The following is a 22,345-nucleotide window of genomic DNA, read 5'->3' on the forward strand; positions in this document are numbered from 1 at the left end:
GGAAGATGCACCTTCTATATAAAAAGCCAGATCAATGATCTGGCTTTTTTTGTTTTAGGGGTTAAAAATCTTTTAAATCCTATCTATAAGCCTTTTCTTTTGCCTTTAGCAACATTTCATATACAATATTAATATGAAGAAAAATATCCTTAAAACTCAACTACTTATACTATTTGTTCTCACGTTATTTTCATTTACATCTTTCTATTTCGGAAATGATCTACCTGATAATTACTTTACAATTACTTCAGAAAACTCAGGCAATATATTAAGTTATTATTTTTTTTCATTGGTAAAGTTAGCTTCTTATTTTAGTGGGCCATGGATTTTAATACCTTTCTTCATTTTTTCTATTTGTCATACTTTCATTTATGATAAGCGAGAGTATTTAGTCGATGTATTGAACTTTTTTCCATTAGTATTTGTTTCTGGAAGTCTTTCATTCTTATTTTTCCAAGACAGTTTAGGATTTGGCCTTCAATACGCATTTAAAAATGGATTCACAACACTTTGGTTATCTATCTATACAGCAGCAGCTTTTGTTGCCTTTCTATTTGGGACTTTCAGAACTGGATTTAAGGATTCTATTGTAAAAACATTCTATTTTGCTAAATCTGTACCGGCCAAAACAGTGAAAGCTAAGCAGGTCCTTCTTGCTCCCTTAGCTAAAAAAGAATCGATTGCTCAGATTGAGCACGATAATAGTCTAAAAAGGAGAATGGATAATATTCTTAAAGATGACTCTAAAAAAGATAAAAAAGAAAAAAGTGGCTTATTTGATTCTTTGAATAAAATTAAAACTCCATCTATTTTAAAATCTAAAAAAGACGATGATGTATCAGATGATTCAAAAGATGAGGATATTGAAGATGCTATTATCAAGCCTACTTTAACTGCAAATACTAATATGCAGGATAAAGTAGATGAAAGTCAAAAGGCTGAGCAAGTCGATCTTCAGCAGCAACAGGCTTCTAGTGAAGAGAAATCACCGCAAAGAGAGCCTCAGGTTAAGAAGATCCATGTTACTGCACCTTTAAATAGAATCGCTGATAGTGAAAATGATAATCAATATTTTGATATTGTTGATACGGCAAAAGAAAGTACTGTTGATAAGGTTTCAAATGAGCCAGATAAAGCTTACTTTGAACAAATTATTACACTTCTAGAATCAAAGCTTACAGAATTCAAAATTGAAGGTGAAATTGTAAACGTATTAAAAGGTCCTGTTGTTGATACTTTTGAGTACCGACCAGGTGCAGGTGTTAAGGTTTCAAAAATTACGGGATTAGCAGATGATTTATCTCTGGCCCTTTATGGTGCCCCAATTAGGGTTGTTCCAGCGATGTCTGGTAAGGATACCGTTGGTATTGAAGTCCCTAGAAATCCTCGTGATATCATATATTTAGATGAGGTTTTAAGTTCTCAAGAGTTTCAAGACTCTAAATACTCTCTTCCAATTGCAATGGGGAAGAATGCATTCGGAGACTCATTTGTTATCGACTTAGCGACTTGTCCACACATGTTAGTTGCTGGTGCAACAGGGGCCGGTAAGTCAGTATTTATTAACTCTCTACTTGTTTCTCTTCTTGTGAAGAAGTCACCTGAGAAAATGAAGTTAATTCTTATTGACCCTAAACAACTAGAAATGGCACTTTATAAGAAACTACCTCACTTATTGATGCCTGTTGTGACAGATGCCAAAACAGCATCAATTTCATTATTGTGGGCCTGCCAAGAGATGGATCGACGTTATTCAATTCTTGCAGATTTTGGTGTTAGAAATATTTCTGGATTCAACGAAAAGCTTAAGCGTGCGACACCGGAGATGCTGGCAAAAATTCATCATCACTATGAGGATACGACAGCTGAAAATTACGAACTTCCTTATATTGTTATTATTGTTGATGAGTTTGCAGACCTCGTACTTACAAAAGCTGGGAAAGAAATTGAAAATAATATTGCACGTATTGCTGCAAAAGCTCGTGCTGCCGGTATCCACTTAGTATTAGCAACTCAGAGACCATCAGTTGATGTTATTACTGGTGTTATCAAGTCTAATTTCCCAACTCGTGTTGCCTTTAGGGTTTCATCTCGTACGGACTCAAGTACTATTCTTGATAAAATAGGAGCAGAAAGACTTCTTGGTAAAGGGGATATGCTATATAAACACGGAATTAATACACAACGTGTTCACTCTTCATATGTTGATGAAAATGAAATTGAAGCACTAACTAATAAGTTAGAAGCACTTGAGCCAGGCTTTGATGAAAAAGCAATGGAATTTCTTGAGAATGGTGGAGAGGTTGAAACAGATGATTATACATATGGTTCTCATATCTCGACTCCATCTTCATCGAACTCTGGAGATGCACTTTATGATGATGCGGTAAAAATTGTCATGGAGTCACGCTCAGCGTCAGCCTCAATGTTACAAAGAAGATTGAGAATTGGTTATAACCGAGCAGCAAATCTTATTGAGGAACTCGAAAAGCGTGGTGTAGTTGGTCCTGCTCAAGGGGCTAAGCCGCGTCGCGTCCTCGTCGATGGTAATTCGGCATCATTATAATCTCGAAAGGCCTTGTGCGAGTCTAGTTCAAGGCCTATACATCCTTAAAAATATTACAAAAAAATATTGAATCCCTGAAGTCATCGTGTTAAAAATGCACCATCGCAATATCGCGAAATAAACAGCTGCTCGAAGGGTTGGTCCGTTCGGTTCGAGTTAGTGTAATTAACCAACTTAGGAGTAATAATGTCAGAATTAAACATCAATGATCTATTAAAAGCTGGTGCTCACTTCGGTCACCAAACACACAAGTGGAACCCAAAAATGAAGCCATATGTATTTGGTGAAAGAAACGGTATCTACATCTTAGATCTTGCTAAAACAATTCCAATGGCAAAGAAAGCTCACGATTTCCTAAAGAAGACTGCTTCTGAAGGTAAGCCAATTCTTTTCGTAGCTACAAAAAGACAAGCATCTGAAACAGTAAAGAATGCTGCTGCTTCTTGTGGAGCTTACTACGTAACTAACAGATGGCTAGGTGGGATGCTTACAAACTACAAAACAATTAATCTTTCAATCGATAAACTAAGAAAAGTTGAAAAGATGAAAGAAACAGGTGACTTCGAGCTTCTAACTAAGAAAGAAAGAATCAAAGTTGGAAAAGAAGTTGAAAAGCTTGAGAAAAACCTTGGTGGTATCAAGGATATGAGAAAGCTTCCAGGTGCAGTTGTTATCGTTGATCCAAATAACGAAAGAATTGCAGTAAAAGAAGCTAACAAGCTAGGTATTCCTGTTGTTGCAATCGTTGATACTAACTGTAACCCAGAAGGTGTTGACTACATTGTTCCAGGTAACGATGATGCAATCAAATCAATTACTCTATTCTCTGAGTACTTCGCTGGTGCGATCTCTGCAAGTGGTGGAAAGACTAAAGCTGCTGCAGGAACTAAAGCTGCCGATAAAGCTCTAGAAGAAGAAATTCTTTCTAAGTACGAGAACGATATTGATTTAGCTGGTGAAGAAGAATAATTAAATCATAATTAGCGAGGTATAAGATGGCTATTACGGCAAGCGCTGTTAAAGAATTAAGAGAAAAAACTGGTGCAGGTATGATGGACTGTAAGAAAGCTCTTACAGAAACAAACGGAGACCTAGAAGCGGCAGTTGATTTCCTAAGAACTAAAGGTCTAGCAAAAGCTGCTAAAAAAGCAAGCCGTGTTGCTGCTGAAGGTACTGTAGTATCTGTAGTTGATGGTAACAAAGGTGTAATCCTTGAAGTTAACTGTGAAACAGACTTCGTTGCAAAAGGTGACGACTTCCAAGGTTTCGCAAAATCAGTTGCTGAATGGACTCTTGCTAACAAGCCTGGTTCTGTTGATGAACTTAAAGAAGCTAAAAATGCTGAAACAACTGAACTTACTATGAAATGTGGTGAGAAGATTGATCTAAGAAGATTCTCTGCAGTTGAAACTACAGGTGTTCTTGGTTCATATAACCACGGTGGAAAAATTGGTGTTCTAGTTGATCTAGATACTGATAAGGCCGATGCTCCAGAAGTTGCGGAACTTGCAAAAGATATCGCAATGCACGTTGCAGCTGCTGCTCCAACTTTCTTAACTTCTGATGACATTGATGAGTCATACAAGAAGAGAGAAGAAGAAGTTTACCGTGCACAACTTAAAGAAGAAGGGAAGCCTGAGAACATGATCGATCAGATCGTTAAAGGTAAACTAGGAAAACTTGCTAAAGAAGTTTGTCTTGTTGAGCAAGTATTCATCAAGAACCCAGACTTCACTATCAAGAAACTTGTTGCTGATGTAGCAGGTAAAGTTGGTGGTAACATTACTGTAAAAGCTTTCCATAAAATCAACCTTGGTGAAGGGATTGAGAAGAAAGAAGATAACTTAGCAGACGAAGTTGCTAAGATGACTCAACAGTAAAAATAATTACTAAATATAAGAAAAGGGCTTTTATAAGCCCTTTTTTTTTGCAAGGTTTTGGGGACTTATGAAATATAAAAGAATTCTATTAAAGCTATCAGGTGAAGCTTTAGCAGGGGAAGCTGGTTACGGTGTTACACACGATGTTCTAAATCAAATCTCAGAGGAAGTTAAAGATCTTGTAGAGATGGGTGTTGAAGTAGCTATCGTTGTTGGTGGAGGAAATATTCACCGCGGTGTAGCTGGAGCAACTAGAGGAATGGATCGTACTTCATCTGACCATATGGGAATGCTGGCCACTGTTATAAATGCACTTGCAATGCAAGACTCGTTAGAGCAAAAAGGTGTGTTTACAAGAGTTATGTCAGCTATTGATATGCAAGAGATTTGTGAGCCATATATCAGACGTCGCGCTGAAAGGCATTTAGAAAAGAAACGCGTTGTTATCTTTGCAGCTGGAACAGGTAATCCATATTTTACAACTGATACAGCGGCAGCGTTAAGAGCTAATGAAATTGACGCACAGGTAATCTTTAAAGCAACAAAAGTTGACGGAATTTATGATAAAGATCCTATGAAATATGATGACGCAGTTAAGTTCGATCAATTAAAATATATCGATGTATTAAATAAGGGAATCAAAGTTATGGATTCTGCCGCTATCTCACTTTGTATGGATAATGAGATGGAAATTGTGGTATTTAATATGTTTGAAAATGGAAATATTGCAAAGGCCGTAAGAGGTGAAGCAATAGGAACAAAAGTTATTAAATAAGAGGTATAAAATGATTAATGAAATTAAAGCTGGCCTTGAAACAGATATGTCAAAAGCAATTGATTCTCTAAAGCATCAACTGACAAAAGTAAGAACTGGACGTGCATCAGCATCTGTTCTTGATGGTGTTATGGTTGAGTATTATGGAGCTCCAACTCCAGTTAATCAGGTTGGGCAAATCTCAACTCCAGAGGCTCGATTACTTCAAATTCAACCATTTGATAAAACACTTATAAGTGAAATTGAAAAATCAATTATCAATGCAAATTTAGGACTAACTCCATCAAACGATGGAAACCTAATTAGAATTCAATTCCCAGCTCTAACAGAAGAAAGAAGAAAAGAGCAGGTAAAAGAAATCAAAAAGATTGGTGAAGATAGCAAGATTCAAATAAGAAATGCCCGTCGTGATGGAAACGAAACGGTAAAAAAGGCAGAGAAAGCAAAAGAAATTTCTGAAGATGATTCAAAGAAGTTTCAAGCTGAAATTCAAACTGTTACAGATAAGTTTACAAAACAAGTTGATGAAATTGTAGCAGGAAAAGAAAAAGAGCTACTTACTCTCTAATAGAAATATGGACTTTCAAGTTAATAAACTTAAACATGTCGCAATTATAATGGACGGAAATGGGCGTTGGGCACAGAACCGCGCCCATCGTCGTGTTTGGGGTCATGTTCGTGGAAGTTCTGTTGTAAGTAATATCGTTGAAAAAGCAGATGATATGGGGGTTAAGGCTTTAACCCTCTATGCATTTTCAACAGAAAACTGGGGACGTCCCCCTTCTGAGATTAGAACCTTATTTCTACTTCTAAAAAAGTTCTTAATTAAAGAACGAAATAAAGTCTTAAAGAATAATATCAAATTCAATATCATTGGTGATATCTCTAAGCTTCCAAAAGATACAGTAAAGATTATCGATGATCTAAAACGAGATTCAAAAGATAATACAGGCTTAAAGCTCACATTTGCGTTTGGCTATGGTGGGAGAGCTGAAATTATTAGTGCTGTTAATAAATTAATTGCTGAAGATATTGAGGTAACTGAGGAGAGTATTTCAAATGCTCTTCATGCGCCTGAACTTGGTGATGTAGACTTAATGATTAGAACTGGTGGCGATCAGAGAATTTCAAATTTCTTATTATGGCAAATTGCTTATGGTGAGTTGTATTTCACTGAAACAATGTGGCCAAATTTTACTTGTACTGAATTTGAAAAAATTATCATGGAAGTTGAAAAACGTGAAAGACGCTTTGGCCAAGTAACAGAAACAGAGTCATTGGCAGCAACAAAGACTCAAGTGAAAAATAATTTTAGATTAATTAATTAAACGGACTTAATAATGACAAATACTCAGAAAAGAATCCTATCTGCGATAGTGATGATAGGAATTGTGGCCATTGCCTATTCAATTGGTGTTATCGGGATTGAAGTTTTACTCATCCTTGTTAGTGCCGCCTGTCTTTTTGAGTTTAGTGTTAATTTCCTTTCTTTAAAAATTGGAAGCCTTTTTTCTATCTTAAATTTCTTTATTCTAATAGGTGTTCAGTCTTGGGCAACATTGAATCCACAGATTTTTGGAAATCAGCTGATCCCTCTGGCGGGATGTTTAGTGAACATTTTACTTATGGGATATTTGTTCATTTCACCAATGGACTCCATGAGATTTGTTAAGTTTCTAAAAAGTATTTCTATAATGTCGATGGTTATCTTTTTGATTCCATTTTTGAACTTACATTCACTTCTTCATCGAGAAAATTGGCAAGGCCTTATAATCATTCTACTTATCTTTAACTTTGGAATGGATACTGGGGCCTGGTTCTTTGGTAAGAACTTTGGCCGAACAAAGTTGTGGAAAGCGGTCAGTCCTAATAAGACAATAGAAGGGCTTATTGGTGGAGCCTTAACTTCAGGTATCCTAGGAACTTTGGCCTGGTATTATTTAATTGGTAATTTTGAGGTAAAATATATACTGATCTTTTTTATTTTGGGAATTTTAAGTCAAGTTGGTGATTTAGTTCAGTCAAAATTTAAAAGACAGATTGGTGTAAAGGACAGCTCAAATTTAATACCTGGGCATGGTGGAGTTTACGATAGGATTGATAGCCTATTATTTGTCATCCCTTTTTACACCTTATTATTAAGCGATAAAATTTTATAAGGAATACCATGTTAGAAAAAGTCGTCATTTTTATTTTATTTTTAGGACCTCTTGTATTTTTTCACGAGCTGGGACACTTCTTATTTGCCAGACTTTTTGGAGTAAGAGTTGAAGTCTTTTCAATTGGCTTTGGCCCTAAATTATTTAAGTGGAAAAAAGGTGATACAGAGTACGCGTTTTCTGCAATCCCTCTGGGGGGATATGTCAAAATGTATGGGGACGATCCATTTAATAAAGATGGTGTTCCTGAAGAAGAAAGAAAATACTCATTTATTCATAAGAAAAAGTGGCAAAGATTTTGGATTGTTTTTGGTGGGCCATTAGCAAACTTTATTTTGGCATTTTTTATTTTCTTTGCATTATTTTTAACAGGAGAAAAAGTTCCTGAGATAAAGATTGGAAATGTTACGACAGAGTCAAAATTTTATAAGCTAGGCTTCAGAAGTGGAGATATTGTTAATAAAGTAAATGAGCATCGTATTACTTCTCCAAGTGATATCGTGTTAGAGAGTGATGGCCATATTCATTCGATTACAGTTAATCGTTTAGGAGAATCAAAAGAGGTTTCAGTTGATATGAAGCCTGAACAATTCTTTCAAGAGCTAGTTAACTATCCTCCGTTTTTACTTCTTCCAATAGTAAAATCAAAGAATGGCGATATTTTCTTAATTTCTAATAGCAACAAGCCTAATACAAAATATAGCTTAGAAGAGTTATCAATTAACACACAGAAAGTTTACGTATTTCCAGTTAAAAGTATTGATAGTGAAACTAATAAACCAATATTTGATAAGAACGCTAAAGTTGTAAGAGAGATCGAAGTAAGTGGTGACTTAAAAGAATCTCTTGTCGCTAATGACTTATATCCAATGGACTTAATCATTAAGAGTGTACAAATGAAGTCTCCTGCAGACAAAGCCGGTTTATTGGCCGGTGACATTATTACAAATGTTGGAGGAGAAAGAGTTTACTCTTTTGATCGACTTAGAGGTCGAATTCAGGATACAGATGGGGCAGCAAGCTTAAAAGTTATTAGAAATGGTAAGCTTAAAGATTTTCAGATCACTCCAGAAGTGAAAACTCAAGGTGATGAAACAGTTAAGTTAATTGGTGTTTATAGTTATGGTATTTATGCTCCTGGTAGATATGTTACAACAGAGCCAATGAATTTCTTTTCTGCAATACCAAGAAGTTTCTATCGTACATGGGATGGAGTTGTTAAAACTTTTGAAGGCTTCAAGAAGTTAATTACGGCAGAGGTATCTTTAAAGAATATTGGAGGCCCTTTATCAATTGGAAAGGTTGCTTCTGACTCTTTTAATACATCAATATCGTATTTCTTTCAGTTAATGGCATTAATCTCAATTAATCTTGGAGTTATTAATTTATTTCCTATCCCTGTCTTGGATGGTGGGCATATTGTTTTTCTTATTTTAGAGGCTATAAATGGTGGGCCACTTTCACGAAGAAAGCTTGAGATCGCTCAACAATTTGGTCTTTCAGTACTTCTTCTATTAATGATTGGAGCACTGTTTAACGACTTTACTAGATTTTTCTAATGGCATACTTATTTATTGATACATCACATTTACTTCACTTTGGTCTTCTTGATGAGAACTTCTCATGGATAGAAAGTGAAGTTGTTGAAACAAAGAAGACATCAGAAATTCTGCATGCAAAAGTTCACTCTTTATTAGAAAAGCACAGCATAGAAATAGCTAATCTAAAAGGACTAGTCACTATTGCGGGGCCCGGTTCCTATACTGGCATGAGAGTTGGAGAAGGTTTTGCACAAATCTTTGAATTAGAAAAATTACCGGTATTTTCATTCTATAGTTCAGATATCCCTGAAATGCTCGGAGACACAGATGGGCATTGGGTTTTTCCTGCCTTTAAAAGGGAGTACTATATTCGTACAAGTGGCGAGGAAAAACTTCTAAGTGAAGAAGACTTTGGAGCGTTTGCCTCTGGTGTTGATAAGTCCCTCTTATATACTCATGGGGAAAATGAATTAAGCTCTCAATGTGCTAAGGATACTCGAGATATTCTAATCTCACGGCCACAGTCCATATTTAAGAAGGTTATTTCTGAAAAGATGAGGAAGAGACCTTATTATTTTAGACCCCTACATGTTGAATTTAAAAAGTCTTAGTATGACATGTCAGCATAATATTGGTACTTTATAAGAGTGAAAATATTTTATCTATCTAAGTCGACTATTAATTTCATAATTGTCATAGCATTTCTTCTGATGCTCTTGTTTAGCTTTTATATTTTATTAATCTATCTTTTATTAGTTAGTCTTTTTCTGTTTTTATTTCGTCGAAAATTTATTTTCTTCAAAGAGGATCAGGTTACAACTGCTGGAACGATTTACGCACCCGTTTCAGGAAGGATCTCAGAGATTAAAACGATTGATGATCAGAAGACAGAAATTTCTATAAAAATGAATCTCTTAAGTGGATATGGTATTTATTTACCAATTTCAGGCCGCTTTAATAATGTCTCTTTTAATAATAAAGAACACGGAAATAAAGTAACGATAGAAGATAGAGACAATAGAAAGATTCGTCTTTTCTTTATCAATTCTATATTTAAAAGAAATCCAGAACTCGTTGTTCTTCCAGGTGATTTAGGAAGAAGACAAGTTGATTTTGGATTTTATCCTTTTGGTGCCACCGTTAAAATGGAGTTAGACAACGTTCAATCTCTGGTTAAGCTTCATGAAAAAGTTCGTGGTGGTGAAACAATTATTGGACGCTACAATGAGGAATCACATGAATAAATATGATACACAACCACATCGATTAACATTTTTTCTACCAAATACATTCACAGCATTAAATATGGGTTGTGGTTTTGCAGCTATCATTATGGCAACAAAGGGCCTTTATTATGGTGCTTGTATGATTCTCATCTTGGGTGCAATTTTTGATAGTGTTGATGGACGTATCGCTAGATTAACAGGCACTCAATCAGAATTTGGTGAGCAGTTTGACTCAATTAGTGATGTCATCTCTTTTGGTATGGCACCGGCCTTTATGATTTATTTTAAATATTTTCAGGATCTTGGTCGTGCGGGAATGATCATCTCTTTCCTCTATCTCCTATGTGGAGCACTTAGGCTTGCAAGATTCAATGCTAATATTAATAAAGTTCCTTCTAACTACTTTCAGGGGTTACCAATTCCTGGAGCGGCCATTGCTATAATTGGTTTTATTATGGTGACATTGGAATTCGACTTTGGAATGTATAGAAATTACTATGCAGCCGCTTATGTTGTTTTCTATGCCTTACTAATGATCTCAAATATTCCGTTTAATTCTTTTAAGAATTCTGATTATGTTAGAAAGAATCGAAGAAAGGTTCTAGCTTTAATACTTCTAATCCTTGTTATGGTCTTTATTTACGAGAAACTGATGATTTTCGTGCTCATTTCTGCTTATGTGCTTGGATGTATGGTGTATAATATATTCAGTAAAGACACAAAAGTTGAAATATTTGACTGGGAAGACAATGATGAAGAAAACGAATCTTAATCTCTATATTTTATTAATAGGATTATTATTTTCATTTAATGGTTTTGCTGAAATATCTGGCCATACTGTTTCAGGAGAGTTGGATCCTAAAGATTCTCCTTATGAAAACTCAGACTCTAGTGAACCATCTGATAATACTTCTGTACCTAATATTTTTGGTTCTGTTCCTCAACAGTATACAGAAGAGGAGCTTAAGGGTGCTCAAATGTCTGCCAAGGATAAGAAGTGGCTCGAAAGTGCTTCTGAAGAGGACTCAATTCTTTTTAAATCTCATAAGAATGAATACGCAGAATTTACGACTGAAGAAATTCTAAAAGATAGCTATCAAGCAACAAAGTCGCAGATTGGCTTCTCTTATATATATGATACGTTTGATTATTATGATAATTCTGGAACATTCGAAAATACCTTTAATAATAGCTCAGCAGAAGCTGACTCAGTCCAAGCCGGTTATTTATTTGCAAGTTATAAGCACTATTTCCAAAGAAATTATATTTCAACATTCTTTCAAGGAAATGTTGGTGTCTCTTTTAATTCGGGAAAAGGAAGCTTTAATACAGGGGCCTTATCTCAAACGACATTTAACTTATGGATTTTTCCTATCGATTTAAATCTTGGTTTAAAGATTAATCCGAGTCGCTATTTTTCTTTAACTCTGCAAGGTGGACCAACTATCGCTCCAATATGGCAAAATCGAGATGACAGAGAAGATGGTGAAGATGGAAAAGATATAAGACAAGTTGGATATGGCTTTAATGGATCTGCATCTCTTGATTTTTCTATTTATAATATATTCCCTGAGTTTGGCCTAAGCTTGAAAAAGTTTAGTGATGTATCTGATATGAGCATTAGTTTAGTGGCCAGAACAATGGAATTATCTGGATTTAAAAGAGAAGATTTTAAAGTAACTGGAACCTCTTTCGGGATAGGTTTTAACTTTGAATACTTATAAGATTACTTTTTCATATAATGGTAGCGGCTTCTTCGGTTGGCAAAAGCAAATAGATCAAAAAAGCATTCAGGGTGAAATTGAAAAAGTCGTTCAAAAAATTTCTAAATCTCAAGATATTCAGGTTGTAGGATGTGGACGAACAGATGCAGGAGTGCATGCTGTTAAACAAGTTACCCGAGTAAAAATGCCTCTGAAGATTGAAGAAGATAATTTAAAAAATGCATTAAATAGCTTATTGCCTGAAAGTATTAGAGCAAGCCATGTTGAGATGGCCCATGATAACTTTCAGCCTGTGTATGATGCAAAATCAAAAACCTATCGTTATGTCTTTAGTTTAAATAAAATCTCCAATCCATTTTTAAAAGATACGGTCTCTTTTATTGGGAAGGATATTAATCTAACTAAGATGAATGAGGCATGTAAGATCTTTATTGGCAGTCATGACTTTGAGGGATTTTCCACTAAAGGAACTCCTGTTAAGACGACTATCAGAGAGATAACTAAGTGCCACATCTTTAAAGAAAATATAAATTATGGACCAGGGTTAAGTGAAGATGTTTACATCTTTGAGGTTTCTGGTAGTGGATTTCTTAAGCAAATGGTTCGACTAGTTGTGTCAGCAGTTTGGTCATATGCTGAAGGAAAGATTGAAGAGAGAGATATTCTTAATCAATTTAACAATCCGAGTGAGAATAAGATCGCTCCAACAGCACCACCACAAGGTCTTTACCTCTTTGATGTTCAGTATTAACCAATCTTATACACCTAAAACCCTGATATTCATTGACTTTTTGGCCTATTCTGGCTAATTTCGGCTATTCTTAATTATAATAATGTCGCATAGCGTAGTGAGGATTTATTCATGACTTATAAAGTAGAACAAGTTAATGACTGTACTAAGAAATTATCTTTTACATTTGATAACCTAGACCTTTCAGAGCAAATTACTGTAGCTCTTAAAGAGAAGCAAAAGTCTGTTTCAATTAAAGGTTTCAGAAAAGGTAAAGCGCCAATCGCTATGGTTGAAAAGCTATATCGTCCACAAGTTGAAGGTGATGCTCTAAATCGTTTCGTACAAAAAGAACTTTTTGAAGCAATCAATAAAGAAGATCTAAAAGTAGTTGGTTACCCTAACTTCGAAAACATGGATTACAAAGATGGAAAATCAGTTTCTTTTGATGCTGTCGTTGAAGTATTCCCAACTGTTGAACTTAAAGATTACTCAAAACTTTCTTTCACAAAAGATAAAGTAGAAGTAACAGATGCAGATATTGAAAAAGTACGTACAAACTACTTAGCTCCTAAAGCTGAAATGGTTGAAGCTGCAGAAGGTACTGCTCTTGAGAACGGACTTTTCGCTGTAATGAACTTTGAAGGTGAAAAAGCTGACGGTGAAAAACCAGAAAATATGAAAGGTGAAGAATACCTTCTAGAGATTGGCTCTGGTCAATTTATTCCAGGTTTCGAAGATCAAATGATCGGTATGAAAGCAGGTGAGAAGAAGACAATTGAACTTACTTTCCCAACTGAGTATCACGTAGAAGAACTTAAAGATGCAAAAGTTAAGTTTCATGTTGAACTTCTAGAAATTAAAGAAAGAAAACTTCCAGAGTTTACTGACGAAGTTGCAAAAGAGCTTGGTTTTGAATCTGTAGAAGATTTCCAAGTTAAAACAAGAGAAAACCTAACTAAGCAAAACGAAAGACAAGCTGCTGAAAAGTTAAATCAAGAAATCCTTGAAAAACTAATTGAAGAGAACTCTTTTGACGTTCCTTCAACAATGGTTGCTCAACAAAAAGAACACTTAAAGAACGATCTTGCTAATAACCTAAAGCAACAAGGTTTTACAGAAGATATGCTAGGTGAATACTTTGAGAAATGGGCCGGTGATCTTGATGAGAAAGCTCTTTTCCAAGTTAAGTCAGGTCTTATTCTTGAGAATCTTGCAACTAAATTTGAAATTGAATCAACTGAAGCTGACTTTGATGCAAAAATTGAAGAAAGTGCAGGTCTTTCAGGACTTACAGCTGATCAAGTAAAAGAATTCTACACAAGAGATGAGCGCATGAAAGCAAACCTTATGTATGCAATCCGTGAAGAAAAAACTTTTGCAAAACTTCATGAAGAACTAAAAATCAAATAATTAAAAAAGGCCCGCTCAAAGCGGGCTTTTTTATTCCTTCTTTTAAAATCTCAAATCTCTAATATAATTATTAAATATGTTTTTTTGGAGAGTTTATGAGATCGATTATTTTTACCTTTATTTTATTATCATTAATGAGCTGTGCTCAACTCGATTACAATATCCCAACTTCTCGTCTCGATAGTCCGGAAACAGCTGGTGGGCTTGGTAAGTTTGATGTTGCAATAGGTGCTGCAAGTGGATACGACGTGGATCTTGCTGAAGCTTATGACTTTGTTATTAGTGGAACGACGGCACAGGAATCAGTAACAGGGCCAGAACCCTTATTAACTTTTAAAGGGAATGTTGGACTGATGCCTCGTCTTGATATTGGACTTCAAACCTACCCTGATACATCTGATCTATTAAAGGTTAAATACCAATTTGTAGGAGGAGATCGTTCAACAAGTGGTCTTAAAGTATCTCTTCAAGGAGAGTTTGGCTTTGGCTATCATGAGAATGGAACACTAAATACAGATTCGAAATCATACACAACAGACCTTAAGGCGAAGTCATTAGGAGCTTCTTTAAATATCGGTTATCGTGTTAATTCAGAGTTGTTATTTTATTTGAATACTGTTTTTATGGAATATAAAGTTGACGGTGTTTTAAAAGATGGCGCTACCGTTGAGTATGATGGAGAACAGTCACCTGAGGTTATTCTTGTTTTACCAGGATTGAGGCTTGATTTTGATAGTGCCTACGTTCAAATAGAGTCAGGTTACTCTTTCTTGAATTCTTCATATAAAGAGAATAACTCTGATGATTTTACTTACGGATTAAGCTTAGGTTATACATTTTAAAAATAAAAAAGCCGCTGATTTCAGCGGCTATCTTTTAATCAATAATTTCATTCATTTCATAAATTACATCAAAGTCTTTTCCAGTGAAATCGGCCTTAATATTATTTTCACCTTCGCAGAAAATATTAGATGCTTGCTGTTTATACTTCTTTTGAGTATTTGGATCGATAGCATTTAAGACAAGATCTACTTTTCGACATACTTTTCCATCAATCTTAACTTTTGATACTTTTTCAATATCCATATAATTTGAACAATCACGATCATTTTGTGGAGCAGTTTCTACCGAAGAGTATGAATTGATATGGATGCTTCTCGTATCAGAGAGCCCACGCATTAATTGAATACCAAATTGACGAGTATCTTCTATATGGAATTGGCGAAAATCACCTTCAATTACATCAGAATAAAATGCTCTTGTTGAATAACCAATATTAACTAGTGCTTGATCGTTACTAATTTGTTTATTCTTAGCGGCTTCAAGCATTTGAAAACATTTATTAAAGCTTAGGTTTTCTTTAATCTTTACTTGTGAACTTCCACCTCCATTAAGAATTGAAGATAGTCCATTTCTTAAGTTTTGTGATTGAGAAGGTGATAAGTTTAAGTTTGCTGTTAAATTATCAAATAGGTCTGCTTGAGCAGATGTTGATAGGAGCATTGTTAAAATAAGTAAGTTCTTCATATTTATCCTCTTTCTAATTGTGTGTTTCTATAAAGAGAATAGCTAATAATGGGAGGTAAGTGGCTGAAATTGGAAAAATTACTAGGGGTGTAAAGAAAGTATTCAAGCCCCTAAGGGCTTGAATTTATTGGTTATTTTTGGATTTGTGCCTTCATTAAGCGCTCAATTTGAACTCTGTGATCACAGACAATCCAGTCATTTCCGGCACCACGTCCAATTGGAGCATACTTATCTTGATCAATTCGCCCTTCATCAAGAAGCTCATCTTCAACGTGAACTCTCACAACTTCACCTGTAACGAATGTTCCTGTTCCCGGAACATCACCATAACTTAGAGAGTCTCTAAACTTACATTCAAAATGTATTGGCGATTCCTTCATTCTTTTTGGAGTGACAACTTCTGAATCAAGTTCTGTTAATTTTGCAAAATCAAATTCTGATTCACCATGAGGAAGCTCAGTTGAGCAAAGATTTACCTTTTCATAATTATGTTTTGTAACAAAGTTTACGACAAACTCTTTTTGGCGAAGAATATTTTTTAATGTGTCTTTTTGCTCTCCATCGCTTGAGCGAATCATTGGAGTAAACCCAATAATCATTGGGTTTGCACTAACAACTGTGAAGAACGAGAATGGTGCAATATTACTTGTTCCATCTTCATTTACAGTTGAAACCACAGCAATTGGCCTTGGAACGACTGATCCAATTAGTAGTTTATAGTTATCTTTAAATTCTTGTTTTGTTGTATCAAAAGTTGCCATAATTACATCCAGCTTTTCCAGTAGTCTTTATTTTCATTCTCTTCAAACCACTTAGTTGGTTTTAGAGGGTAGCGAGTATCAACCATGACAGCATACTCGTCAGTGTATAATTTATCTTCACCTGCTTTAAAGGCTTTTGGGTGTGGCCCGTGATGAACGCCTTGAGGGTGAAATGTAAGAGCTCCCGCATCGATATTATCACGAGAAAAGAAGTCTCCTTGATGATAGAAAAGGACTTCATCAAAATCGATATTAGAGTGATAGAAAGGAACTTTAAGAACCTTATGTTTCTTATCCTCAAGTGGTCTTTCTACAAATGAGCAAACCACAAAGTTCTTTGCTACAAAAGTTGTGTGACCTGATGGTGGAACATGATAGCGATGACTCATGATAGGGCAGATATCATAGATTGAAATCTTCCATGGATAGACTGATCCTTTCCATCCTTTTGCCGTAAGAGGGTTAAATGGATAAGTGATGGTTGTAATTTCACCAAGCCTTTTAACTCTTACCTTATATTCTGACCAATCTTGATCTGAACCTAGTGCAGCTTCAGGCGTAAACTTCGCCGTCTGATCATAAAGTGCATTTGGCCCAAGAAGTCCACGTGAAGGCTCTTCAAATTCTGAGCGAGACTCAACTTGGAAGAATTTAGCCTCTTCAGTAATCTTTATTATATAAGTTGTACCGCGAGGAATAACGATGTAATCACCCTTAACAAAAGGTATGTGTCCATAAATTGTTTCAAAAGTTCCACTACCTTCGTGAACAAAGTAAAGTTCATCAAAGTCTGCATTTCTTAAAAAGAAGTCCAGAGACTTTGTCAGTGTTCCAAGACTTAGTTCACAATCTGTATTAGCTAAGATCGTTTGAAAGTCATCTTTAAGATCTGGATGTGAAAAAAGTGAAGGAAGATTCTTAGGTTTTAAGTCTCCCGAAATATCTGTCCAGTTAACTGGTGGTTGTGTGTGATAAAGTTGGCTGACTCGCCCAAAGAAGCCATTGCGTCCATGTTCTTCTTCATATAACCCCTCTGGGATATCAACGTGTGCCTGCTTAGTGTAGACACCGCTTGCTTTAAAACTTTCCATTTTATTATCAGTTGCCATTATCTAGTACCTCTTTTAGATCCTATCTTATTGGTTAACTTTCCAATACCTTCTACTTCAAGTGTGATTTCATCCCCAGGCTTTAGCCATTTATCGATCTCAAGTCCACATCCTGTACCAACTGTACCTGAACCAAAAAGATCACCAGATAGTACCCATTCGTCTTGAGAGACGTGAGCAATCATTTGTGCCCAACTGTAATGAGAGTCTCCAGAGAATCCTTCTGACCATTTCTCTCCATTGACCGTTGCAGTCATTTTAAGATTTGGTTCTTTAAAATCAAATTCATCAAATGTTGTAATAACTGGTCCAATGACTGAACAGAAGTCTTTGCCTTTGGCCGGCCCAAGACGGACGGCCATTTCTTTCTTTTGAATATCGCGAGCTGATATATCATTTAGGATAGTGAAGCCAAAGATATAATCCTTTGCATCGTCTTCACGAATATTAATTCCATCTTTTGCGATTACCATTCCTAGCTCTAATTCATAATCGAGAATTTCTGTATAACTTGGCCAAAGAACTTCTTGTTGATGGCCAATAAAACCATGTGTTGGACCTTTATAGTAAGCAGGAATCTCATACCAAGCTTCTGGAATTGGCTCTTTTCTTTTTTTGAATCCTGCAGCAACATGTTTTTCATGTGCATAGAAGTCGCGATAATTTGGAATTTTATCAATAGGAGTTCTCAAATTAACATCATCAGTTTTAAAGGCAATTGGTGTACCATCTTTAAGAGTAAGATCACCTACTTTTTCTAAGAATAGATAGAGACCATAACATTCCCCTAAGAAATCAATTGGATCATCTTTTGTTTGAAGAATCTCTAATAGAGAAGGAGGGCAAACATGATTGGCCCTTTGCCAAAAATTAAAATAACCTTCTCTTTCATAATCACATGCCCAAACGTTGTTAGGGTCAATGACAAGACCGTCATCAGTGAGAATTCCAAGTCTTGCTTCTGGTCGATTTGATCCATGAGTTATATACTGACAAATTTTCATACGAGATCCTTTCTAAATCTTTTGTTATATGCAGGTAGTATTCTGTCAAAAGCTTCAAAGAAGTGCTTCATCTCATCCTTCGTTCCAATACTGATGCGTACGAATTCTGGCATTTCATTGGCCACAAGTTTTCTTATAATAACACCCTCATTAAGGAGTTCCTCAAACATGAAGTCACTTGCTTCACTACTGCCTGTTTTAATTGTGACAAAATTTGTTATGGACTTAATAGGAGAGAAGTCCCTCTCTTCTAAAAAGCTCATTAGTTCATCATATCTTTTTCTATTATTTCTAAGTGTACGATCTAGGTGTGGTTGATCCTCAAGTGCGCCAACAGCTCCAAGTTGTCCAATTAAATTAGGTTCAAATGGAAGCTTAACTCTAGAAAGATAGCCTATTAATTCTGCATGGCCAAAACCGTATCCGACGCGAATTCCAGATAGGCCATAGGCTTTAGAAAAAGTTCTTAAAGTAAGAACGTTGTCATATCGGTAATTCATTGAGTCTGGGTAATCTTCTTGATCTTGAGCAAATTCAAAGTAGGCTTCATCAAGTATTACGAGAACGTGTGGAGGTACGTACTCCATTAGATAATCAAATTCTTCTTTTGTAATATAAGTTCCAGTCGGATTATTGGGATTTGCAATATAGATGACTTTCGTTTTATCTGTAATATTTTTAGCTAATGCCTTTACGTCAAAGCGATAGTCTTCAGTGAGTGGAACTTTATTAAGTTTTGCTCCCACACTTCGTGCAAGAATATAAAAACCAATGAAAGTATTATCACATGTTAAGACTTCATCATCCGGTCTTAGGAAAGCTCGAGCAATATAGGCCATAATACCTTCAGAGCCATTACCTAAAATAATATTCTCAAGTTTTAAATCGTATATATCTGCCAGTTTAGATTTTAAAGCATATGCATGCATATCTGGATAACGATGAAGATCCCAGAGTCCTCTTGTCATTTCACGAATAGCAAATGGAGATGGCCCAAGTGGATTTTCGTTTGAGGCAAGTTTTGAAACTCTTGTTAGTCCTTTCTCTCTTACAACTTCATCAATAGGTTTACCTGCTTGGTAAACTTGTAAGTTTTTTAAATATTCTGGGACAAGGTCTTTGCGGTGCATGTTGCTCCTTATTCTTCTAAGTAATTTAAATTGATATTAACCTGAGTGATTCTAACTTCTTTAGTGCTAATTGAATAGTTTTGACCGGTGCATCATGTACTTAGGATTAGGATGATTTAGACTATCATTTATGACGAAATATCACTTTGGACAATTTACCCCTGAACATCTAGAGCTTATTCAAGAAGGTCTAGAATTATATAACACTGGGCACTATTGGATGTGCCATGAAGTTATTGAAGATCTATGGATGGATGCAATGGGAGATAATGCTCGTTATGTCTATTGGGTAGTTATTCAACTAGCTACGTCTCTCTATCACCATGAGGATGACAATCTTAATGGAGCAAGTGGGATGGTTAATAAAGCAAAAGGTAAAATTGACTTCATCGAAAAAAATCACGTGGAGTCAGATATAATGGATAAATATTTAGACTGGCAAAGGCTTAAGAGAATAGTAAAGAAGATTCCACATTCTCCAAAGCTTTCAGACTTTAAAGAGTTAAAGTCTTTTAAATTTCCATTAAAACAAGGTGTATAAAAAATGGTAAGTAAAATTCCATATTTCTTTTTTCGCTCAATGAATATATTAAAATCAGATAAGAAGATGATTCTTATTGCATTATGTCCGGTAATAATTGGCTTTGCTCTCTATTACTTTTTAGGACAATACGCATTTAATGAAGTCTCAACATGGGGTCATGGTTATATTAATGAAAAGTATCCAGATCAAGGATGGGTGAGTACTGTCTTCTCTGGTGTGTTGATTGTCTTATTAGGCGTTATTATTAATTGGACTTTTTTCCTTGTTATCTCTTTTATCGCCTCTCCATTTAATGACATGTTAAGTGCAAGAGTTGAAGTTATATATAATCTTCAAAAAAAAGAGTCAGACACTCTTGTTGCTACATTTAAAAGATTACCTAGCATTCTTTTAAACGAAGTAAAGAAAGTAGGAGTCATTGTTATTTTATCAGTGATAAACATCGCGTTTGGATTTGTTTTTCCACCAGTTACTTTTATTTTAGGTGGATTAATCTTAGCAATTTCTTTTATCGACTACTCATGGGCAAGACATGAGCTTAGAGTCTCAGAATGCATTAGAGATGTAAGAAAAGGCTTTCTCCCTTATTTACTTGGTGGAGTTTGTTTTATGTTTCTTATTTCGATTCCTCTTTTAAATCTATTTTTCTTACCTCTGGCAGTTGTCTTTTTTACTGTTATCTTTTGTGAGTTAAGAATAAATAAGCAGGCAAGTAATGAAGAAGTTTCTTCTTAGGGTTACAGGAGATGCAACAGAGTTCGCCTCTGTTTTACCTGTAGTACAAGCGATATTGAATGAGAATGAAGATAATCAAGTGGCCATCGTTTACAATGATGGGCTTGAATTAGAAGACTTTTGGTTACCTTCTCGTTGTTGGGCCTATCCAATATCTAAAAAGGAAACAGAATCGATGTTTGCTGCACATAAATTTGCTGCAAATCTTCACGATATTTTTAATACTGATTACTATATCGACTTTATTAGCGATATGTATTCTGCATTCTTAGGCTTGGCCTTTAGAGCAAATATAAAAATAGGATTACAAGGTGGGCCAAAGAGCTTTTTCTATCAGGTCTCACTTCCTGAGTTCTCAGGAGAATTTCTTGATGAAAAAAAAGTTAGCAGTTTAAATGCTATCGAAGGTGACTTTAATAACCCTGCAATCGATAATTCTTTCACTCATCAAAATATAAGAAATATATTTATCTCTTTTCCACATAAAATGGATGTAGCATTCATTGAAAAAATTAATTTTATCGCAGAATGTTTACCTACGATAAAACTACATGGTTACATATCCTCACAAAGTGTGGATATCTATGATGCAGTTAAAGTTCATGGAGCAATTAGCCTTTTTAGTGAGTCTTCAAATGTTTTGGCCCGTCGAATCGATGAGTTTGATGGAGTTATAACTGATAATCTGGCCATCGCTCAAATGTCTCGAAACCGAGGTCAGTTAGCATTTCTTATTTGTGACGAAGATGATGAACTACCACAGTGGAAGTACATGCCTGAGTCAATTGGTCGACTTAATTTTAGCGGAAGTTCTCTTCTTTCATACGGTATAAGTGAGACGATCTCATTGAAAGCTTTTCCTGATTTAGAAGATTATATCTTAAATTATCAGTCACTTAGGCTCGTTCCTTAAGCACAAAGACCCAACGTTGCGGGCCAGTGGGAAAGTTGATAAAATAAACCTATGGCGGCCGCAAAAGATCATACATTTGCACCATTTGAAATCCTTCCTGTCGAGGTTGATGATATCAAATCTCTGGCCCGCATTTATGTTGATTGCTTTTGGGAAAATTACAAAGGCATTCTTTCAAAAGAATATCTCTACTCACTTAAATACTCCGACGTTCAACAAGCTTGGGAAAGAAAAATTCCAAGACGCCCAACAGAGGGGGGGACACTTGTCTTTCATGGCCCTGATGGTGATGTTGCTGGATTTATCGATTATGGGCCAGCGAGAGAGCATGAGCATGGTATCCCTGGTGAAATTTATGATTTTTATATTTTAAAAAAATATCAAAAGTCAGGAATGGGTAAACAGTTATTTGAAGCAGTTGTGAAAGATTTTAAAAACCGTGGTTATGATTGCTTTTATCTTTGTACATTTAAAGAGAATCCATCAAAAGGCTTCTTTATTAATAACGGTGCTAAGTTGTTGAAAGAGTCTCCATTTGAGTTCAACGGGGAAGTTTACCAAGAAGAGTATTTTTACTTTGAAATATAAAAAAAGGCCTCTTTAAAGAG

Annotated in this window: 24 protein-coding genes; 19 read left to right on the forward strand and 5 right to left on the reverse strand. The window is 35.5% G+C overall.

Annotation, left to right across the window (positions count from 1 at the left end; genetic code table 11):
- Positions 1-133: 133 nt before the first annotated feature.
- The 15 genes from ACMAZI_RS09935 to ACMAZI_RS10005 all read left to right on the forward strand — a co-directional run bounded on the left by ACMAZI_RS09935 (position 134) and on the right by ACMAZI_RS10005 (position 14,856).
- A complete protein-coding gene (locus tag ACMAZI_RS09935) occupies positions 134-2,566 on the forward strand; it encodes a DNA translocase FtsK (RefSeq protein ID WP_115362266.1) in 2,433 nt (810 codons plus the stop codon).
- Positions 2,567-2,752: 186 nt separating this feature from the next.
- Positions 2,753-3,535, forward strand: coding sequence for a 30S ribosomal protein S2 (gene rpsB, locus ACMAZI_RS09940; RefSeq protein ID WP_115362264.1), 783 nt, complete (start codon positions 2,753-2,755; stop codon positions 3,533-3,535).
- A gap of 26 nt (positions 3,536-3,561) precedes the next feature.
- The gene (tsf, locus tag ACMAZI_RS09945) at positions 3,562-4,446 is read left to right on the forward strand and encodes a translation elongation factor Ts (protein ID WP_115362262.1); all 885 of its coding nucleotides are present in this window, start codon (positions 3,562-3,564) and stop codon (positions 4,444-4,446) included.
- Between the two features lie 67 nt (positions 4,447-4,513).
- Positions 4,514-5,221: a UMP kinase gene (gene pyrH, locus ACMAZI_RS09950; protein WP_115362260.1), complete on the forward strand. Its 708-nt coding sequence runs from the start codon at positions 4,514-4,516 to the stop codon at positions 5,219-5,221.
- 10 nt (positions 5,222-5,231) lie between these two features.
- On the forward strand, positions 5,232-5,789 hold the full coding sequence (frr, locus tag ACMAZI_RS09955; RefSeq protein ID WP_115362258.1) for a ribosome recycling factor: 558 nt from the start codon (positions 5,232-5,234) through the stop codon (positions 5,787-5,789).
- 7 nt (positions 5,790-5,796) lie between these two features.
- A complete protein-coding gene (gene uppS, locus ACMAZI_RS09960) occupies positions 5,797-6,549 on the forward strand; it encodes a polyprenyl diphosphate synthase (protein WP_115362256.1) in 753 nt (250 codons plus the stop codon).
- Positions 6,550-6,561: 12 nt separating this feature from the next.
- Complete coding sequence (locus ACMAZI_RS09965) at positions 6,562-7,380, forward strand: phosphatidate cytidylyltransferase (protein WP_115362254.1); 819 nt, start codon at positions 6,562-6,564, stop codon at positions 7,378-7,380.
- Positions 7,381-7,388: 8 nt separating this feature from the next.
- Positions 7,389-8,939 (forward strand): RIP metalloprotease RseP, encoded by a 1,551-nt coding sequence (gene rseP, locus ACMAZI_RS09970; RefSeq protein WP_412474023.1) that lies wholly within the window; start codon positions 7,389-7,391, stop codon positions 8,937-8,939.
- Complete coding sequence (locus ACMAZI_RS09975; RefSeq protein WP_412474024.1) at positions 8,939-9,532, forward strand: hypothetical protein; 594 nt, start codon at positions 8,939-8,941, stop codon at positions 9,530-9,532. The genes rseP and ACMAZI_RS09975 overlap by 1 nt, the downstream gene beginning before the upstream one ends.
- 36 nt (positions 9,533-9,568) lie before the next feature.
- Entirely contained in the window at positions 9,569-10,165 is a 597-nt protein-coding gene (locus ACMAZI_RS09980) for a hypothetical protein (RefSeq protein ID WP_412474025.1), read from the forward strand.
- A complete protein-coding gene (pssA, locus tag ACMAZI_RS09985) occupies positions 10,158-10,919 on the forward strand; it encodes a CDP-diacylglycerol--serine O-phosphatidyltransferase (protein WP_412474026.1) in 762 nt (253 codons plus the stop codon). The genes ACMAZI_RS09980 and pssA overlap by 8 nt, the downstream gene beginning before the upstream one ends.
- On the forward strand, positions 10,900-11,871 hold the full coding sequence (locus ACMAZI_RS09990) for a hypothetical protein (protein WP_120404083.1): 972 nt from the start codon (positions 10,900-10,902) through the stop codon (positions 11,869-11,871). The genes pssA and ACMAZI_RS09990 overlap by 20 nt, the downstream gene beginning before the upstream one ends.
- A complete protein-coding gene (gene truA / locus ACMAZI_RS09995; RefSeq protein WP_412474027.1) occupies positions 11,858-12,622 on the forward strand; it encodes a tRNA pseudouridine(38-40) synthase TruA in 765 nt (254 codons plus the stop codon). The genes ACMAZI_RS09990 and truA overlap by 14 nt, the downstream gene beginning before the upstream one ends.
- Positions 12,623-12,733: 111 nt before the next feature.
- On the forward strand, positions 12,734-14,014 hold the full coding sequence (gene tig, locus ACMAZI_RS10000; RefSeq protein WP_120404085.1) for a trigger factor: 1,281 nt from the start codon (positions 12,734-12,736) through the stop codon (positions 14,012-14,014).
- A gap of 95 nt (positions 14,015-14,109) precedes the next feature.
- The gene (locus ACMAZI_RS10005; protein ID WP_412474028.1) at positions 14,110-14,856 is read left to right on the forward strand and encodes a hypothetical protein; all 747 of its coding nucleotides are present in this window, start codon (positions 14,110-14,112) and stop codon (positions 14,854-14,856) included.
- Positions 14,857-14,890: 34 nt separating this feature from the next.
- Here ACMAZI_RS10005 and ACMAZI_RS10010 read toward each other — a convergent pair whose 3' ends face one another.
- From ACMAZI_RS10010 to hisC, 5 genes are all read right to left on the reverse strand, one after another.
- Positions 14,891-15,541: a hypothetical protein gene (locus tag ACMAZI_RS10010; RefSeq protein WP_412474029.1), complete on the reverse strand. Its 651-nt coding sequence runs from the start codon at positions 15,539-15,541 to the stop codon at positions 14,891-14,893.
- 131 nt (positions 15,542-15,672) lie between these two features.
- Positions 15,673-16,302, reverse strand: a complete 630-nt coding sequence (locus tag ACMAZI_RS10015; protein ID WP_334678717.1) for a flavin reductase family protein — start codon at positions 16,300-16,302, stop codon at positions 15,673-15,675.
- Positions 16,303-16,304: 2 nt separating this feature from the next.
- Positions 16,305-17,411 (reverse strand): homogentisate 1,2-dioxygenase, encoded by a 1,107-nt coding sequence (locus tag ACMAZI_RS10020; RefSeq protein WP_233500258.1) that lies wholly within the window; start codon positions 17,409-17,411, stop codon positions 16,305-16,307.
- Positions 17,411-18,415 carry a fumarylacetoacetate hydrolase family protein gene (locus ACMAZI_RS10025; protein ID WP_120404089.1) on the reverse strand — a complete coding sequence of 335 codons (1,005 nt, stop codon included), beginning with the start codon at positions 18,413-18,415 and terminating at the stop codon, positions 17,411-17,413. Before ACMAZI_RS10025 ends, ACMAZI_RS10020 begins: the two co-directional genes overlap by 1 nt.
- Entirely contained in the window at positions 18,412-19,545 is a 1,134-nt protein-coding gene (gene hisC, locus ACMAZI_RS10030; RefSeq protein ID WP_115362230.1) for a histidinol-phosphate transaminase, read from the reverse strand. The genes ACMAZI_RS10025 and hisC overlap by 4 nt, the downstream gene beginning before the upstream one ends.
- Positions 19,546-19,675: 130 nt before the next feature.
- Between hisC and ACMAZI_RS10035 the strand changes: the two genes are divergently transcribed.
- The 4 genes from ACMAZI_RS10035 to ACMAZI_RS10050 are packed head-to-tail and all read left to right on the forward strand — an operon-like array spanning position 19,676 to position 22,325.
- Complete coding sequence (locus ACMAZI_RS10035) at positions 19,676-20,086, forward strand: DUF309 domain-containing protein (RefSeq protein ID WP_115362228.1); 411 nt, start codon at positions 19,676-19,678, stop codon at positions 20,084-20,086.
- 3 nt (positions 20,087-20,089) lie between these two features.
- The gene (locus ACMAZI_RS10040) at positions 20,090-20,824 is read left to right on the forward strand and encodes an EI24 domain-containing protein (RefSeq protein ID WP_115362226.1); all 735 of its coding nucleotides are present in this window, start codon (positions 20,090-20,092) and stop codon (positions 20,822-20,824) included.
- Positions 20,805-21,737 (forward strand): hypothetical protein, encoded by a 933-nt coding sequence (locus ACMAZI_RS10045; protein ID WP_115362224.1) that lies wholly within the window; start codon positions 20,805-20,807, stop codon positions 21,735-21,737. The genes ACMAZI_RS10040 and ACMAZI_RS10045 overlap by 20 nt, the downstream gene beginning before the upstream one ends.
- A gap of 51 nt (positions 21,738-21,788) precedes the next feature.
- Entirely contained in the window at positions 21,789-22,325 is a 537-nt protein-coding gene (locus tag ACMAZI_RS10050; RefSeq protein WP_115362221.1) for a GNAT family N-acetyltransferase, read from the forward strand.
- Positions 22,326-22,345 lie beyond the last annotated feature (20 nt).

Source organism: Halobacteriovorax sp. YZS-3-1 (assembly GCF_047084945.1).
In the GTDB taxonomy this organism is placed as follows: Bacteria; Bdellovibrionota; Bacteriovoracia; order Bacteriovoracales; family Bacteriovoracaceae; genus Halobacteriovorax_A; species Halobacteriovorax_A vibrionivorans.

What these genes read in the sequence shown, in the direction of transcription:
- ACMAZI_RS09935 (WP_115362266.1), top strand. Translation starts at nt 134, where the DNA reads ATGAAGAAAAATATCCTTAAAACTCAACTACTTATACTATTTGTTCTC.
- rpsB (WP_115362264.1), top strand. Translation starts at nt 2,753, where the DNA reads ATGTCAGAATTAAACATCAATGATCTATTAAAAGCTGGTGCTCACTTC.
- tsf (WP_115362262.1), top strand. Translation starts at nt 3,562, where the DNA reads ATGGCTATTACGGCAAGCGCTGTTAAAGAATTAAGAGAAAAAACTGGT.
- pyrH (WP_115362260.1), top strand. Translation starts at nt 4,514, where the DNA reads ATGAAATATAAAAGAATTCTATTAAAGCTATCAGGTGAAGCTTTAGCA.
- frr (WP_115362258.1), top strand. Translation starts at nt 5,232, where the DNA reads ATGATTAATGAAATTAAAGCTGGCCTTGAAACAGATATGTCAAAAGCA.
- uppS (WP_115362256.1), top strand. Translation starts at nt 5,797, where the DNA reads ATGGACTTTCAAGTTAATAAACTTAAACATGTCGCAATTATAATGGAC.
- ACMAZI_RS09965 (WP_115362254.1), top strand. Translation starts at nt 6,562, where the DNA reads ATGACAAATACTCAGAAAAGAATCCTATCTGCGATAGTGATGATAGGA.
- rseP (WP_412474023.1), top strand. Translation starts at nt 7,389, where the DNA reads ATGTTAGAAAAAGTCGTCATTTTTATTTTATTTTTAGGACCTCTTGTA.
- ACMAZI_RS09975 (WP_412474024.1), top strand. Translation starts at nt 8,939, where the DNA reads ATGGCATACTTATTTATTGATACATCACATTTACTTCACTTTGGTCTT.
- pssA (WP_412474026.1), top strand. Translation starts at nt 10,158, where the DNA reads ATGAATAAATATGATACACAACCACATCGATTAACATTTTTTCTACCA.
- ACMAZI_RS09990 (WP_120404083.1), top strand. Translation starts at nt 10,900, where the DNA reads ATGAAGAAAACGAATCTTAATCTCTATATTTTATTAATAGGATTATTA.
- tig (WP_120404085.1), top strand. Translation starts at nt 12,734, where the DNA reads ATGACTTATAAAGTAGAACAAGTTAATGACTGTACTAAGAAATTATCT.
- ACMAZI_RS10005 (WP_412474028.1), top strand. Translation starts at nt 14,110, where the DNA reads ATGAGATCGATTATTTTTACCTTTATTTTATTATCATTAATGAGCTGT.
- ACMAZI_RS10010 (WP_412474029.1), bottom strand. Translation starts at nt 15,541, where the DNA reads ATGAAGAACTTACTTATTTTAACAATGCTCCTATCAACATCTGCTCAA.
- ACMAZI_RS10015 (WP_334678717.1), bottom strand. Translation starts at nt 16,302, where the DNA reads ATGGCAACTTTTGATACAACAAAACAAGAATTTAAAGATAACTATAAA.
- ACMAZI_RS10020 (WP_233500258.1), bottom strand. Translation starts at nt 17,411, where the DNA reads ATGGCAACTGATAATAAAATGGAAAGTTTTAAAGCAAGCGGTGTCTAC.
- ACMAZI_RS10025 (WP_120404089.1), bottom strand. Translation starts at nt 18,415, where the DNA reads ATGAAAATTTGTCAGTATATAACTCATGGATCAAATCGACCAGAAGCA.
- hisC (WP_115362230.1), bottom strand. Translation starts at nt 19,545, where the DNA reads ATGCACCGCAAAGACCTTGTCCCAGAATATTTAAAAAACTTACAAGTT.
- ACMAZI_RS10035 (WP_115362228.1), top strand. Translation starts at nt 19,676, where the DNA reads ATGACGAAATATCACTTTGGACAATTTACCCCTGAACATCTAGAGCTT.
- ACMAZI_RS10040 (WP_115362226.1), top strand. Translation starts at nt 20,090, where the DNA reads ATGGTAAGTAAAATTCCATATTTCTTTTTTCGCTCAATGAATATATTA.
- ACMAZI_RS10045 (WP_115362224.1), top strand. Translation starts at nt 20,805, where the DNA reads ATGAAGAAGTTTCTTCTTAGGGTTACAGGAGATGCAACAGAGTTCGCC.
- ACMAZI_RS10050 (WP_115362221.1), top strand. Translation starts at nt 21,789, where the DNA reads ATGGCGGCCGCAAAAGATCATACATTTGCACCATTTGAAATCCTTCCT.